The 15346-nt window shown below is 72.4% G+C and carries 10 protein-coding genes; 6 read left to right on the forward strand and 4 right to left on the reverse strand.

Annotated elements, in window-relative coordinates:
* Nucleotides 1-52: 52 nt before the first annotated feature.
* Nucleotides 53-742: a YoaK family protein gene (locus ACN267_RS15140; RefSeq protein ID WP_421488956.1), complete on the forward strand. Its 690-nt coding sequence runs from the start codon at nucleotides 53-55 to the stop codon at nucleotides 740-742.
* A 204-nt stretch (nucleotides 743-946) separates the two neighbouring features.
* Nucleotides 947-6412, forward strand: a complete 5466-nt coding sequence (locus ACN267_RS15145) for a carboxyl transferase domain-containing protein (RefSeq protein WP_204957215.1) — start codon at nucleotides 947-949, stop codon at nucleotides 6410-6412.
* Nucleotides 6413-6477: 65 nt separating this feature from the next.
* Here ACN267_RS15145 and ACN267_RS15150 read toward each other — a convergent pair whose 3' ends face one another.
* The 4 genes from ACN267_RS15150 to ACN267_RS15165 all read right to left on the reverse strand — a co-directional run bounded on the left by ACN267_RS15150 (nucleotide 6478) and on the right by ACN267_RS15165 (nucleotide 11311).
* A complete protein-coding gene (locus ACN267_RS15150) occupies nucleotides 6478-8091 on the reverse strand; it encodes a class I adenylate-forming enzyme family protein (RefSeq protein ID WP_421490427.1) in 1614 nt (537 codons plus the stop codon).
* A 188-nt stretch (nucleotides 8092-8279) separates the two neighbouring features.
* The gene (locus ACN267_RS15155; protein WP_204957214.1) at nucleotides 8280-9044 is read right to left on the reverse strand and encodes an ABC transporter permease; all 765 of its coding nucleotides are present in this window, start codon (nucleotides 9042-9044) and stop codon (nucleotides 8280-8282) included.
* 25 nt (nucleotides 9045-9069) lie between these two features.
* Nucleotides 9070-10050, reverse strand: a complete 981-nt coding sequence (locus ACN267_RS15160) for an ATP-binding cassette domain-containing protein (protein WP_204957213.1) — start codon at nucleotides 10048-10050, stop codon at nucleotides 9070-9072.
* 79 nt (nucleotides 10051-10129) lie between these two features.
* Nucleotides 10130-11311: a glycosyltransferase gene (locus tag ACN267_RS15165; RefSeq protein ID WP_421488957.1), complete on the reverse strand. Its 1182-nt coding sequence runs from the start codon at nucleotides 11309-11311 to the stop codon at nucleotides 10130-10132.
* Between the two features lie 168 nt (nucleotides 11312-11479).
* Between ACN267_RS15165 and ACN267_RS15170 the strand changes: the two genes are divergently transcribed.
* The 4 genes from ACN267_RS15170 to ACN267_RS15185 all read left to right on the forward strand — a co-directional run bounded on the left by ACN267_RS15170 (nucleotide 11480) and on the right by ACN267_RS15185 (nucleotide 15323).
* On the forward strand, nucleotides 11480-12424 hold the full coding sequence (locus tag ACN267_RS15170) for a 3-oxoacyl-[acyl-carrier-protein] synthase III C-terminal domain-containing protein (RefSeq protein WP_204957211.1): 945 nt from the start codon (nucleotides 11480-11482) through the stop codon (nucleotides 12422-12424).
* 61 nt (nucleotides 12425-12485) lie between these two features.
* The gene (locus ACN267_RS15175; protein WP_239484663.1) at nucleotides 12486-13427 is read left to right on the forward strand and encodes a 2-hydroxy-acid oxidase; all 942 of its coding nucleotides are present in this window, start codon (nucleotides 12486-12488) and stop codon (nucleotides 13425-13427) included.
* A gap of 28 nt (nucleotides 13428-13455) precedes the next feature.
* Nucleotides 13456-14676, forward strand: coding sequence for an AAA family ATPase (locus ACN267_RS15180; RefSeq protein WP_421488958.1), 1221 nt, complete (start codon nucleotides 13456-13458; stop codon nucleotides 14674-14676).
* Nucleotides 14673-15323, forward strand: a complete 651-nt coding sequence (locus tag ACN267_RS15185) for a hypothetical protein (protein ID WP_281899309.1) — start codon at nucleotides 14673-14675, stop codon at nucleotides 15321-15323. The genes ACN267_RS15180 and ACN267_RS15185 overlap by 4 nt, the downstream gene beginning before the upstream one ends.
* Nucleotides 15324-15346: the final 23 nt, after the last annotated feature.

A 15346-nucleotide genomic window follows, 5' to 3' on the forward strand; every position in this document is an offset into this window, starting at 1 on the left:
CCCGCAGGTCATGGGTAGACTCCCGGCCGGAAACGATCATCGGAAGGGCCCCATGACAAAGCGTTACGAGCTGCCGCTGCTGGTGTTGACCGCGGCGACCGGGGCGGTCGACGGGGTCAGCTATCTCGCCCTGGACCGGGTCTTCACCGGCAACATGACAGGCAACGTGCTCTTCATCGGTTTCGGGCTGGCCGGGGTGTCCGGCCTGCCGGTGCTCAACAACCTGGTGGCGTTGCTGACGTTCATGCTCGGCGCGGTGCTCGCCGCCCGGCTGACCCGGGGCGCGTCGGGGCCGGCGGCGCTGCCCGCCGCCGGGCTGGCCATCCTGGTCGGCGGCAGTGTGCTGACCCTCGCCCTGGCCGGTTTCTGGCTCGCCACCGGCCCACCGGCGCACGGGGTGATGCTGGCCGTCACCGGCCTGCTCGCCCTGGTGCTCGGCGCGCAGGCGGCGGCGGTCAAGCACATCGGCATCCGGGACCTCTCGACGGTGGTGGTGACCATGACCATGGTGAACCTGTCCGCCGACAGCCGGGCCGCCGGTGGTGCGGGCACGGCATGGCTCCGCCGGTTCGGGGCGATCACCACGATGGGGCTGGGCGCGTTCGTCTCCGCGGTGCTGACGTTGCGGGTGAACGGGGCGGTGGCGCTGGTCGTGGCCGGGGCGCTGCTGGCCGTCGGCACGACACTGATCGCGGTGGTCCGCCGCCGCGAGGTCGCCGCGACCGCGTCGGCGGACGCCTGACCCCGCCGACCTGCGGCGGGTGCCGCAACAACCTCGTCCGGGCGGGGAAAGACCAAAAACTTTTGTGGGTTTCCTACAACGGTCACCGCTCAGGGTTCGGTGATTACGACATGGCGCTACCGGCCGGCACGCGGAAGGGTGATCGCTGTCGGGGGTCGATGCCTTGCGGCGCGTACTCGTGGATCTACCGGAGGAGTCGGTCGGGTGTTCAGCCGTGTCGCCATCGTCAACCGGGGTGAGGCCGCGATGCGCCTCATTCACGCGGTCCGAGAGCTGGCCGCGCAGACCGACACTCCGATCGAAACAGTAGCCCTCTATACCGACGTCGATCGCACCGCGACCTTCGTCCGCGAGGCCGACATCGCCTACGACCTGGGTCCGGCGTCCTCCCGGCCGTACCTCGACCTGAAGCGGCTGGAGCACGCCCTGGTCGAGACCGGGGCCGACGCGGCGTGGGTCGGGTGGGGTTTCGTCGCCGAGGACCCGGCCTTCGCGGAGCTGTGCGAGAAGATCGGCATCACCTTCGTCGGGCCCAGCCCGGACGCGATGCGCAAGCTCGGCGACAAGATCGGCGCGAAGCTGATCGCCGAGGAGGTCGGCGTGCCGGTCGCGCCGTGGAGCCGGGGCGCGGTGGAGACCCTGGAGGCCGCGATCGCCGCCGCCGCCGAGATCGGCTACCCGCTGATGCTCAAGGCGACCGCCGGCGGCGGCGGCCGGGGCATCCGCGTGGTCACCAGCGACGCCGAACTGGCCGACGCCTACCAGCGCACCAGCCAGGAGGCGGCGCGCGCCTTCGGCAGCGGCATCGTGTTCCTGGAGCGCCTGGTCACCGGTGCCCGGCACGTCGAGGTACAGGTCATCGCGGACGGTCAGGGCACCGCCTGGGCGCTCGGCGTACGGGACTGCTCGGTGCAGCGACGCAACCAGAAGGTCATCGAGGAGTCGGCCTCCCCGGTGCTCGGTCCGGAGCAGACGGCCGAACTCAAGTCCTCGGCCGAACGGCTGGCCGTCGCGGTCGGCTACCGGGGTGCCGCCACCGTCGAGTTCCTCTACCACCCCGGTGACCGGCTGTTCGCCTTCCTGGAGGTCAACACCCGGCTCCAGGTGGAGCACCCGATCACCGAGCTGACCACCGGCTTCGACCTGGTCAAGGCGCAGTTGCACGTCGCGGCGGGCGGCCGGCTCGACGGCGTGCCGCCGGTGGAGCGTGGGCACGCCATCGAGGCCCGGCTCAACGCCGAGGACCCGGACCGCGACTTCGCCCCCGCCCCGGGCCGGATCGCCCGGCTGGACCTGCCCGCGGGTCCCGGCATCCGGGTCGACACCGGGGTCAGCGAGGGCGACACCATCCCGGCCGACTTCGACTCGATGATCGCGAAGATCATCGCGTACGGGCGGGACCGGGACGAGGCGCTCGGCCGGCTGCGCCGGGCGATGGCCGAGACCACGGTGATCATCGAGGGCGGTGCGACCAACAAGAGCTTCGTGCTCGACCTGCTCGACCAGCCCGAGGTGATCGACGCCAGCGCCGACACCGGCTGGATCGACCGGGTACGCGCCGAGGGCCGGCTCGTGTCGCACCGGCACTCCGCCGTCGCGCTCGCCGCCGCCGCGATCGAGGCGTACGAGGAGCAGGAGCAGGCCGAACAGCAGCGGCTGCTGTCGACGGCGTTCGGTGGCCGCCCGCAGGTGCAGCACGTCAGCGGCCGGCCGCTGGACCTCAAGCTGCGCGGCGTCGGGTACCGGATGCGGGTGGCCCGGGTCGGCGCGCACCGGTTCCGGGTCGGCATCGAGGCCGGCGGCGACGTGCACACCGCCGACGTCGAGCTGGACCGGTTCGACCGGCACACCGGGCAGATCGCCGTCAACGGCGCCCGGTACCGGCTGCTCACCGGCACCCACGGCGCGATCCACCTGGTCGAGGTGGACGGCGTGACCCACCGGGTCGGCCGTGACGAGGGCGGCGTGGTCCGCTCGCCGATGCCCGCGCTGGTCGTCGCCACCCCGGTGGAGGTGGGCGCCGAGGTCGAGGCGGGCGCGCCGGTGCTGGTGCTGGAGGCGATGAAGATGGAGACGGTGCTGCGGGCACCGTTCCGGGCCCGCCTCAAGGAGTGCGACGTCTCCGTCGGCAGCCAGGTGGAGGCCGGCGCGGCGCTGCTGCGGCTGGAGCCGCTCGGCGACGACGCCGACGACGCCGCGGGTGCCGAGGCCGCCCCGCCCGTCGCCCTGGACCTGCCCACCGCGCCCGACCAGGCCCCGGCGATCGAGCGGTCCCGGCGCGGCCAGGAGGACCTCCGTGGACTGCTGCTGGGCTTCGACGTGGACCCGCACGACGACGGCCGGGTGCTCGACGAGTACCTCGCCGCACGGCGGGCCGCCATCGAGGACGGCCACCGCCCACTGGCCGAGGAGATCGATCTCGTCGACGTCTTCGCCGACCTCGCCGAACTCAGCCGCAACCGGCTGACCGGGGAGGACGTCAGTGGCGACAACCACGTCCCCAGCGCCCGCGAGTACTTCCACACCTACCTGCAGAGCCTCGACGTCGAGCGGGCCGGTCTGCCGGCGCACTTCCAGGCCAAGCTGGCCAAGGCGCTCGGCCACTACGGCGTCACCGAGCTGGACCGCTCCCCCGCCCTCGAAGCCGCCGTGTTCCGGATCTTCCTGGCCCAGCAGCGGGCGGCCACCGACGCCACGGTCATCGCGACGTTGCTGCGCTCCTGGCTGCGTGAGCCGCCGCCGGACGCGGTGCTGCGCGAGCCCGCCGGTCTCGCCTTGGAGCGGCTGGTGGCGGCGACGCAGGTCCGTTTCCCGGTCGTCGCCGACCTGGCCCGCGGGGTGGTGTTCGCCTGGTTCGCCCAGCCGCTGCTGCTGCGCAACCGGGCCCGGCTGTACGCCTCGGTCCGCCGGCACCTGCGTCATCTCGACGCGCACCCGGACGCGGCGGACCGTGCCGAGCGGGTCGCGGAGATGGTCCGCAGCACCGAACCCCTGGTCCGGGTGCTCGGCCAGCGGCTCGTGCGGGACCACCTGGACAACGCGGTGATGCTGGAGGTGCTGACCCGGCGGTACTACGGCAACAAGGGCCTGGCCGACGTGCGGACCCGCCGGGTGGCGGACTGCACGTTCGTGGTGGCCGAACGGGCCGACTCCAGCCTGCTCTCCGCCGCCGTACGCTTCGACGCGCTGGGCGACGCGCTGCGCGGGCTCGCCGAACTGGCCGGGGACGGCTCGGCCGTCGACGCCGACATCTATCTCGGCTGGGAGAACCAGCCGGAGGACTTCGACGCGATGGCCGCCGCGCTGCTGGAGGTCGTCAACGCGCACCCGCTGCCGGCCCAGGTCCGCCGGCTCACCACCACCGTCGCGGGGCGCGGCGGCGCGGTGATGCACCACCACTTCACGTTCCGTCCGTCGAGCACGGGGATGAGCGAGGAGCGGCTGATCCGTGGCCTGCACCCGTACATCGCGCAGCGGATGCAGTTGGAGCGGCTGCGTAAGTTCGACCTGACCCGGCTGCCGTCGTCGGACGAGGAGGTCTACCTCTTCCAGGCCGTCGCGCGGGAGAACCCGTCCGACGAGCGGCTCGTCGCGTTCGCCCAGGTACGCGACCTCACCGCGCTGCGCGAGCACGACGGGCGGCTGGTGGCCCTGCCCACGGCCGAGGACATCGTCGCCACCTGCCTGGACTCGATCCGCCGGGCGCAGACCCGCCGCCCGTCCAAGACCCGCTTCAACACCAACCGGATCGTCATCTACGTCTGGCCGCCGAGCGACCTGACCCGCGAGGAGATGGAGATGATCGCCGAGCGGGTCCGCCCGACGACCGTCGGCGCGGGGCTGGAGGAGATCCTGTTCATCGCGCGCCAGCGCGACCGCCGCACCGGCGAACTGAACAAGATCGCGGTGCGCATCGCGTTCGACGCCACCGGCGGGGCCGAGCTGACCATGGGTGAGCCGCCTGTCGACCCGGTCGAGCCGCTCGACGACTACCGGCTCAAGGTGCTGCGGGCCAGCAGCCGCAACACGGTCTACCCGTACGAGCTGACCGGGATGCTCGGCCAGTTCGTCGAACACGACCTCGACGACGACCACGCGCTGGTGCCGGTGGACCGGCCCCGGGGGCGCAACACGGCGGCGATCGTCGCGGGTGTGGTCACCACGCCGACGCCGAGGCACCCGCAGGGGGTGACCCGGGTGGTGCTGCTGGGCGACCCGACCAAGTCGCTCGGCGCGCTCTCCGAGGCCGAGTGCCGGCGGGTGATCGCCGCCCTGGACCTGGCCGAACGGCTGCGGGTGCCGCTGGAGTGGTACGCCCTGTCGGCCGGTGCGCGGATCTCGATGACGTCGGGCACCGAGAACATGGACTGGGTGGCGGCGGCGCTCAAGCGGATCGTCGAGTTCACCCAGGACGGCGGCGAGATCAACATCGTGGTCGCGGGGATCAACGTGGGTGCCCAGCCGTACTGGAACGCCGAGGCGACGATGCTCATGCACACCCGGGGCATCCTGGTGATGACGCCGGAGGCCGCGATGGTGCTCACCGGCAAGCAGTCGCTGGACTTCTCCGGTGGGGTGTCCGCCGAGGACAACTTCGGCATCGGCGGCTACGACCGGGTGATGGGCCCCAACGGGCAGGCGCAGTACTGGGCACCGAACCTGACGGCCGCCCGGGACGTGCTGATGTCGTACTACGACCACACGTACGTCGCGCCCGGGGAGGACGCCCCGCGCCGGGCGACCACCGCCGACCCCGTCGACCGGGACGTCTCCATTTTCCCGCACACCGTGGCCGGCAGCGACTTCACCACCGTCGGCGAGATCTTCTCCGCCGCCGCCAACCCGGACCGCAAGAAGCCGTTCGACATCCGTACGGTGATGCGGGCGCTGTCCGACCAGGACCACCCGGTGCTGGAGCGGTGGGCGGGCATGGCCGACGCGGAGACCGCGGTGGTGCAGGACGTGCACCTGGGCGGCATCCCGGTCTGCCTGCTCGGCATCGAGTCGCGGTCGGTGCCCCGGCGGGGTTTCCCGCCCACCGACGGCCCGGACACCTACACCGCGGGCACCCTGTTCCCGCGCTCGTCCAAGAAGGCCGCGCGGGCGATCAACGCGGCCAGCGGCAACCGGCCGCTGGTGGTGCTGGCCAACCTGTCGGGCTTCGACGGCTCGCCCGAGTCGATGCGCAAGCTGCAACTGGAGTACGGGGCCGAGATCGGCCGGGCGATCGTCAACTTCCGTGGGCCGATCGTGTTCTGCGTGATCTCCCGCTACCACGGTGGGGCGTTCGTGGTCTTCTCCAAGGCGCTGAACCCCAACATGACGGTGCTGGCGCTGGAGGGCTCGTTCGCCTCGGTGCTCGGCGGTGCCCCGGCGGCGGCGGTGGTGTTCTCCGGCGACGTCAACGCCCGTACCGCAGCCGACCTGCGGGTGCGCGACCTGGAGTCGCGGGTCGCGGCGGCCACCGGCACCGAGCGGGCGGCGCTCACCGCCGAACTCGACGAGACCCGCGCGGCGGTCCGCGCGGAGAAGCTCGGCGAGGTGGCGGCGGAGTTCGACCGGGTGCACAACATCGGGCGGGCGGTGGAGGTCGGCTCGGTCGACGCGGTGATCCGGGCCGCCGAGCTGCGTCCCCGCATCATCGAGGCGATCGAGTCCCGACTGGGCTGACACCCGCCGGTAGCGCCCCGCGCCCCGGCCGCCGTGAGCGGTCGGGGCGCGGGGCGCTTCCCCGGTCAGCCGGTGGTGGTCGCCCCGGCGTCGGCCAGCAGCCGCTGGCGCATCAGGAACTTGCGGACCTTGCCCGTCGGCCCCATCACCACACCGTCGTCGGGCACCGTGACCACCCGCCGCAGCGTCGCGCCGACCACCGGGCCGAGCGCGGCGCGGACCCGGTCGGCGCGGTCCAGCGCCGGATCGGCGTCGTCGGCGAGCAGCAGCAGCACCTCGGTGACGATGCGGTCGTCGTCCTCCCGCACCGCGATGACCGTGCAGTCGCGTACGTCGGGGCAGTGCTTGAGGATGCGCTCCTCGGACAGCGCCGTGTAGAGCCAGTTGCCGTCGCCCAGATCGACCGCGTCGCTGGCCCGGTCGACGTGGTGGTAGTTGCCGTCCGGGTCGCGGTACATCAGGTCACCGGTCAGGTAGTAGCCGTTCAGCCGGGTGCGGAAGGTGTTGACCGAGTCGTTCCAGTAGCCGAGCGCCAGCGTCGGTGACTTGAGCCCGACGTGCCCCACCTGCCCCTCGGGGACCTCCTCGCCGGTGGTGACGTCGAGCAGGGCGATCTGCGCGAACGGGTACGGCTTGCCGACGCAGCGGTCGTAGTGGTCGCTGCCGAGGCGGTGGCTGATCCGGAATGCGCCGTGGCCCATCTCGGTGGAGCCGAGCATGTCGACGAACTTGGACCCCGGCACGTCGACCATGCCCTGCCGGGTGTACGCCGGGTGGCTGCCGACGGCGACCAGCCGCCGGATGTGCGACTCGTGGGCGCAGTCCCCGGTGTTGAACCAGTTGCGCACCGACCTCAGGTCGCGGGTGCTCAGGTCGTGCCGGGCCAGTTCGGACCAGGTCACCGCGAAGCCGAATACGCCTGTCGGTCGCCAGCGTTCGATGGCGTCCAGGATCGTCTCGGCGCTGCGCGCGAACGGGCCGCCCTGCGCCGACAGGTACAGCAGCTGGTAACCGTTGCAGAGCGCCTGGTTGACCGTGATGATGCCGGCGGTGTGCGCCGCCGGCAGGACGGACAGTTCGCGCACCTCGCCGTACGGGCGGGACTCGGTGAGCCGCACGGCCCGGATGGCGGCGAACAGCCCGTGGTGCGAGTGGACGATCGCGGCCGGCACCCGGGTGGTGCCCGACGAGTGGGTGATGGCGACCGGGTCCTCGGGGTGGTGACGGTAGTGCGGCGGGGCCTGGCCGGGGTCACCGGTGCCGGTCTCGGCGGCGTCGCCGAGGATCGGCACCCCGAGGTCGTGCTCGCGCAGCGCGGCGTGGTCGGCGTCGACGACGACCCCGACGCCGCGCAGCCGCCTGATGAACTCGGCCGCCAACTCGATAGGCATGTTGCCGTTCATCAGGGCGGGGATCGCGCCGAGCCGGTTGAGGGCGAAGAAGTTGAGGAACACGTCGGGCGCGGACGTCACATAGACCGCGACCGGGTCGCGCCGGCCGATGCCGCGCTGCCGGAACCAGTCGGCGCGGGCGGCGACCCGCTCGGTGAGGGTGGCCAGCGACAGCGGCGTCCAGGCGGGGATGCCGTCCACGTCGACGTCGAAGGTCACCCGGGGCAGGTCCGGGTCGGCACCGTGCTCGGCGAGCCGGAGCAGCACGTTGCCGGCCCCCAGCTCCATGTCGGCCGCGAGCGTCGCCCGGAAGTTGTCGGCACCCAACGCGTTGTCTCCTCACCTGGCACGCTCACGGTCGCCGCACCCCGGCGCAGCGGCCGATCGGGGACACGCTCAGGCTAGAGCGCCGATCACCTGCAGACAATGGCCAACATCAATCCTGGTCGCACCGGGCCGGTCGACGCCGGCCGGGTTCAGGAGACCTCGCGGTTGAACAGGTGCGACGACCAGACCAGGCTGACCGCGGCCAGCACGATCATGATGAGGGCGCCCTGCCAGACCACCGGTTCGGCGAGCTGCCCGTCGAACAACGCCCGCATGCCGTTGGTCGCCCAGGAGAACGGATTCCAGAACGCGACCCGCTGGATCCACAGTGGGGCCAGCACCAGCGGGATGAGCACCCCGGCGAGCAGGGAGATCGGCTGGCCGACGGTGTTCACCAGCACGCCGAGGCTGTTCTCGTTGCGCACCAGCAGCGCGATGTCGTACGAGATCGACGTGCTCAGCAGCACCATCACCGACAGCAGCGCGTACGAGATGAGCAGGTTGCCCAGGTGCACCCGCAACCCGAACGGCAAGGCCACGATCGTGATGATCACCGCCTGCACCACGTTCAGGCAGACGTGCATCAGCGCCCGGCCCAGCAGCAGGCCGGTCCGGCTCACCGGGGTCACCCGGCACCTGTCGATGATGCCGGCGCGCAGCGCGCTGAGCAGCCCGTACCCGGCGAACAGGCCACCGAACAGGCCCATCGCCACGAACAGGCCGGGCACGTAGATGCGGTAGGCGTCGGCGTACGAGGAGGCGCCCCGGTCGACCATCACCACCTTGAGGAACGGGGCAAACAGGATGAGGTAGGTGACCGGCTGGGCCAGGCTGAACGCCACCATCACCGGGTTGCGCACCATCAGGCCGACCTCCTGTTGGAAGATCAGCCAGGTGTCGCGGACCAGTTTCACTGCGGCTCCTCTCGTACCGGCCGGGTCACTCCTCCAGGGAGCGGCCGGTCTTGGCCAGGAAGACGTCGTCGAGGCTGGGCCGGCGGGCCTCGATCGCCCCGGGCTCGATCCCCCGCCCGAGCAGGGTGCGCATGATCTGCGGAATCGCCGTCGCGGCACTGTCCACATAGAGCCGCAGGGTGCCGTCGACCGCCTCCGACGAGTGCACGTACGGCTGCTCGGTGAGCAGTTTCGTGGCGATCGGCAGGTCGGCGTCGACCGGGCCGTCCGTCACGTCGGCGCGGGTCAGGTCGATCGCGACCACATCGCCGGAGATCTCCCGCTTGAGATCCGACGGGGTTCCCTCGGCGACGATCCGACCACCGTCGATGATGGACAGCCGGTCGCACAGGGTGTCGGCCTCGTCGAGGTAGTGGGTGGTGAGGAAGACCGTCATGCCCTCCGCCCGCAGCCGCCGGACCTCCTGCCACATCCGTACCCGGCTCGGCGGGTCCAGCCCGGCGGTCGGCTCGTCGAGGAAGATGACCTGCGGCGAGTGGATCACCCCGAGCGCCACGTCGAGCCGCCGCCGCTGCCCCCCGGAGTACGTCCTGATCCGGCGGTCGGCGAAGTCGTCGAGCTGGAACGCCCCGATCGCCGCCTCGGCCCGGCGCTGCGCCTCGGCCTTGCCGAAGCCGTACAGCCGGGCCTGGAGCACCAGATCCCGGCGGGCGGTCGAGTCGTCGTAGGTGCCGCTGGCCTGGGCCACGAAGCCGATCTGCCGGCGCACCTGGGCCGGGGCGCGCAGCAGGTCGACACCCGCGATCGTCGCCCGGCCCCCGTCCGGGCGGATGAGGGTGGCCAGCATCCGCATGGTGGTGGACTTGCCCGCGCCGTTGGGGCCGAGGAACCCGACGATCTCGCCCCGCTGCACGGCGAAGTCGACCCCGCGCACCGCCTCGACGGTGGTGGCGTTACGGCCACGGCCGACCCGGTAGGACTTGCGCAGGCCGGTGGCCTCGATCATCGAGCCTCCTCGGACGGGGACGACGCCGGGCCACCGGGGTGTCGACGGTGGACGGCGACACCCGTGCGGGTGCGTCAGGTCAGGCTAGTGTGGCCGTACCCGCAGGACAATGGTCGATGGGCCGCGCGGCCAGGGCGGCGAGGTGCCGGGCTGCGGCGGCGGCGCCACCGGCTGCGGCGAACGACTCGCCCACCCGGCGGGCCTGCGCCCGGTAGCCCGGCTCGTCGAGCACGGCGGTGAGCGCGGCGGTGAGGTCCGCCGGGGTGGCCGAGGCGAACCCGACCTCGATGCCGGCGCCCGCCTCGGTCACCTGACGGGCCACCGTCGGATGGTCGTGCCGGATCGGCGCGACCACCACCGGCACACCGTGCGCCAACGCCTCGGTCACCGTACCCAGCCCACCGTGCGACACCAGCGCGTCGAGCCGGGGCATCAGCTCCAGCACCGGCACCCGGGGGGCGGCCAGCACGTGCACGGGCGGGTCGGGCAGCACGTCGGGCGAGGCGGTCACCACCACCTGCACCCGGTCGGCCAGCGCCGCCGTCGCCGCCATCATCCGCTGGTAGAAGTCCCGGGCCAGGTGCTCGGCCATCGTCCCGACGGTGACCAGCACGTGCCGGCGGGCCGGGTCCCAGGCGTCCCAGTCGAAGGCCGGCGCGTCGGGGCGGTGGCCCAGGGCCGGGCCGGTCAGCACGCACCGCGCCGGCAGTGGCGTCGCGCCGGTCAGCGCCGTCCCGGTCAGCCCGATCACCAGGTACGGCGAGAACCGCAGGTCGATCGACTCGTCCACGGGCAGGTCGGTCATCGCCCAGACCCGGGCCAGTTGCGCGCGTACGTGGTCGGCGAAGCCGGGCAGGTCAGGCGGGGTGAGCTCCAGCGTGCCCACGCAGAAGGTCGCCCACGGCACCGAGTGCCGGTGGGCGGCCAACGCGCCGGCCAGCGCGTACTGGTCGACGACGACGACGTCCGGCCGGTGGTCGGCGACCGCCCGGTCGACGGTGTCCCGGATGAACCGGTTGACCGGCAGCACGTGGCCCTCCCAGAGGCTGCGTACCGATGCCATGCCGGTCTCGCCGTCGAGGCGGAAGTACCGCTTGCCGGTCGGGTAGAGCGTCGCGTCGGGGCCGATCAGCGGACGCAGGTCGCTGCGGGGACCGCACCACGCCACCTCGTGCCCGGCGGCCTGGAGCGCCTGACCGATGGCGAGCGGGGCGTTGAGATGCGACGCCACCGGCAGGACGACGAACAGGAAGCGGGCCACGTCGATATTCTGGCACGCGTTGACAGCGACGGACGCCGCTGATGGGATTCTCGCCGTGGCGGTCCACGAGCAACGTTCCCGGGTGCAACCGTCCACTGTGCTGCGCACCGGTCCGGCGGGGCGCGGCCCGGTCGCCGGGCACCCCCGCTCGACCCGGGCACCGGCGGCATGACGGCGCTCGACGCGGTCGCGGTCCACCTGCCGCCGCACCGCGTCCCGATCGAGAGCCTGGCCGGCCCGCTGGAGCTGACCGAGATGCAGGTCCGGCTGTTCCGCCGGTTCCACGGCCTCGACCAGGTACGCCGCGATCCCGACCGGTCCCTGACCGACCTGCTGCGCGACGCCGCGACCGGGCTCACCGCCCTACGCGGGCAGGAACACCGGGTCCGGTTCGTCCTGTACGGGCGGGCGTTCCCCGTCGTGGTGCCGTACCCGGTCAACCCGCTGCACGACGTGTGCCGCGCGCTGGGGCTCGGCCACGCGGTCGCCTTCACCCTGACCCAGCAGTCCTGTGCCAGCGCGCTGCTCGCCGTCGAGATGGCCGGTCGGCTGCTGACCGCCGAGCCGGGGCCGCACCCGCCGGGCGAGGGACCGCTTGCGCTGGTGCTCACCGCCGAGAAGGCGTTCACCCGGGACGCCCAGTTCATTCCGGAGACCTCGGTGTTCAGCGAGGGGGCGTCGGCGTGCCTGGTCAGCCTCGACGGCCCCCGGGACCGGCTGCTCGGCTACGCCTGCCGGCAGCGGGGCGAGTTCGACGTCGCCGGGGGCGCGTCCGGCGCGCAGTTCCAGCGCGAGTACCGGCCGGCGCTGGCCGAGGTGATCGGACGGGCACTGGCGGTCGCCGGGGTGGACCTCGACGACATCCGGCTGATCCTGCCCCACAACGTCAACGTGGTGACCTGGCAGCGGCTCAGCCGGCTGCTCGGGTTCCCGCGCGACCGGGTGCTGCTGGACAACGTCCGGGAGACCGGCCACGTCTTCTGCGCGGACGCGTTCACCAACTACCTGACCGCCCGCGACCGCGGCCTGCTGCGCCCCGGTGACCGTTACCTGGTCGCGGCGGTCGGCGCCGGCGAGGGCGCGACCTTCGCCGCGATGGTCTTCGCGCACTGACCCCGCGCCCCCGCCCACTGCCGGGCGTCGAGGAACCGGACCCCGAGGAAGGAGCACCGTGATGGCGGTCCCGTCGACCGACCTGCACCTGATCCGGGCCGCCCGGCGGGTCTTCACCGGGCCGGCCACGCTGCTGGCCGACCCGGACCAGCGGGCCCGGTCCGCCCGCTACCTGGCCGACCTCGCCCGACCGTACGGGCTGGAACTGCCGGACCGCCCGGGGCAGGACGCGCCGGGCCGGTCCCACGCGGAGATGGCCGAGGCGCTGATCGGGGCGCTCGTGCCGGCAGAGGAACCGGTTGACCTGCTCGTGCTGGCGTTCGCCCGGCACGACGTGCTGCCCGGCCGGGCCACCGCCACCTACCTGAGCCACCTCTGCCCGGGGACGCCGCTCTCCTTCGCCGTCTGCGACCAGGGCCCGGCGGCGGTCGTCAGCGGTCTCCGGCTCGCCCACGCGTATGCCTCGTCCGGCGGCGGCACGACGGCCCTGGTGATCGCCGTCGACCAGGCTGTGCTGCCGTACCGCACGCCGACGCCCGCCCCGGCCCGGCAGCAGGCGGTCGGCATGCTCTGCCGCACCGCCCCGGGGGCCGGGGCGGTGCCGGAGCACACCGGCGACGTGGCGCACGCCCCGGCCCGGATGACGGTGCTCCGCCAGCATGCCGACGTGGCGGCCGGCGACGTCGCCGCGCTGGCCGGGTCCGAACTGGCCGCGCTGTCGGCGGGCCGGCCCGACGCCCGGCTGGTGCTCGGTGCCGACCTCGCGGCGGCCTGGCCGACGCACCCGACCGACGGGGTGACCGTCGCCCCGCCGGGGCAGCCGGTCACCGGACCGTGGTGGACCCTGCTCGACGTCCTCGCCGCCGACCCGGACCGGTCCCGGCCGGTGCTGACCGCCGACTACGACCCCGACCTGCGCTACCTCTGCCTGACCGGCTGGCAGACCACCCCCACCCGCCCGGTTGGCGACGCGGCCATCACCCGGGCCGCGCCGACCGCCTAGACGGAGATCCACCGGGTACGCTGCGGGCGTGGCTGTCCGGCGTCCCCCCTACCTACTCCGGCTGAAGGTGACCAACTTCCGGAGCCTCCGCGACGTCGAGGTGCGTCTGGGGGCGCTGAACGTGCTCGTCGGCCCCAACGGCGCGGGCAAGTCGAACTTCCTCGATGTCATCGCGTTCCTGGGCGACGCCACCCGGGCCGACCTGGCACCGGCGCTCGACCGCCGCGCGGGATTCGATCGGGTGGCCTTCCGGGACGCTCGGGGGGCGCGGCAGACGATCAGCATCGAGGTAGAGGCCGCAGTCACCAGAAACAGTTCCTTGAAGGCGACCGACACTTACACGCTGGAGTTCTCATCCGACAAGCTCAAGTCGGGTCGCAGCGAGAGGGAGCGGTACTACCTACGGCGAGCCGAGAGCTTCGCGTTCAAGCGGACAGCCGGTCCGGGCCGGCGCATCACGGTCAAGGGTGGCCTGATCACCTTCCACAAGCCGGAGGGCGGTGAGGACACCGCCAGCCTGCGGGAAGGTTCGCTCGGCCTGTCCACCCTGCCCAAGCTCAGCCCCGAGGACGGCGGCGAGCAGGTCGAGGCCCTGGCTGACATGTTCGCCAGCTTCCGCGTCTTCGATGTCGACGTCGCCGCCGCGCGGCAACCATCACAGGAACGTGCGAGTGAGCGTCTACACGATGACGCGAGCAACCTCGCCGCCTTCCTCGCCTTCCTCGCCGACCGGCACCCCGATCGGTTCGACGCGCTGCAACGCGACGCCCGTGCGTTCATTCCCGGTCTCGAACGTCTTCAGTTCACCGCCATCGGCGGTGCCGGTGAAGGAACGGTCCTCACCCTGGTGGAGCAAGGCCTGTCCGGGGCGACCACGCTGCAGGAGGCCTCCTACGGGTCCATCCGCGCCCTCGCGCTGCTCTCGCTGCTCTACGACCCGTCGCCGCCACGACTGACCTGCATTGAAGAGATAGACCACGGGTTGCACCCGCACATCCTCGACCGCCTGGTAGAGCTGTTGCGCGAGGCGTCCGGACGCACGCAGTTCCTGATCGCCACCCACTCCCCCCCGCTGGTCAACCGGCTGACGCCGGACGAACTCATCGTGTGTGAGCGGGGCGCGGACGCCGCGTCGAAGATCCCCGCGATCGCTCCCGAAGCTGTCAAGGCCATGGAGCAGGAACTACACGGCGAGCTCGGGCTGGGTGAGCTGTGGTTCTCCGGCGCTCTCGGGGGCTGCCCAGAATGACCGCGAGACGAGGTGATAACCGCTCGGTGGTGGTGATCCTCGGTGAAGACGACAACGACCGCAGGACGATTCAGATCCTGGTGGCCGCGTTGCGCCCGGACATCCCCCGCGGAGCCCTCAGGCCGCTCCGCAAGCCGATGTCGCTGGTACGCAACGTGCCCCCGCAGCGGCTGCCGAGCCAGTCGACGAAGGCCGCGGCTCTGCTGCGGGCCGTCGACGTGCGGACGCCGATCCGCGCGGTCCTCATGCACGAGGATGCCGACGAGGTGGAGCCGGCACACCAGAAGCTGATCGCGAAGATCGAGGACAGCCACCGGTCGCTGCGCTGGCCGGTGGTCGCGATCGTGCCCGCGTGGGAGATCGAGACCTGGTGGTTCCTGTTCCCCGACGCGGTCCAGGCCGTCCGTCCCACGTGGCGTCGACCGGACCAGTTCGCCGGACGGGACGTCGGCAGGATCCGCAACGCGAAGGAAGAGCTCAAGAAGGCGGTCACACCGCCGGGCGCACGACCGTCGTTCCAGACCTACACGGAGGCCGACAGCATCGCCATCGCCGAGAGAATCGTGGCACTCGGCCAGTTGACGCCTCCCTGGTTCGCCCGCAGCGCCAGTTGGGAGACGTTTCTCGACAAGGTCAAGCAGCTGTAGAAAGCGTCTTCCCGAAGCCCACG

The organism is Micromonospora sp. WMMD734 (assembly GCF_049178975.1).
Classification (GTDB): Bacteria; Actinomycetota; Actinomycetes; order Mycobacteriales; family Micromonosporaceae; genus Micromonospora; species Micromonospora wenchangensis.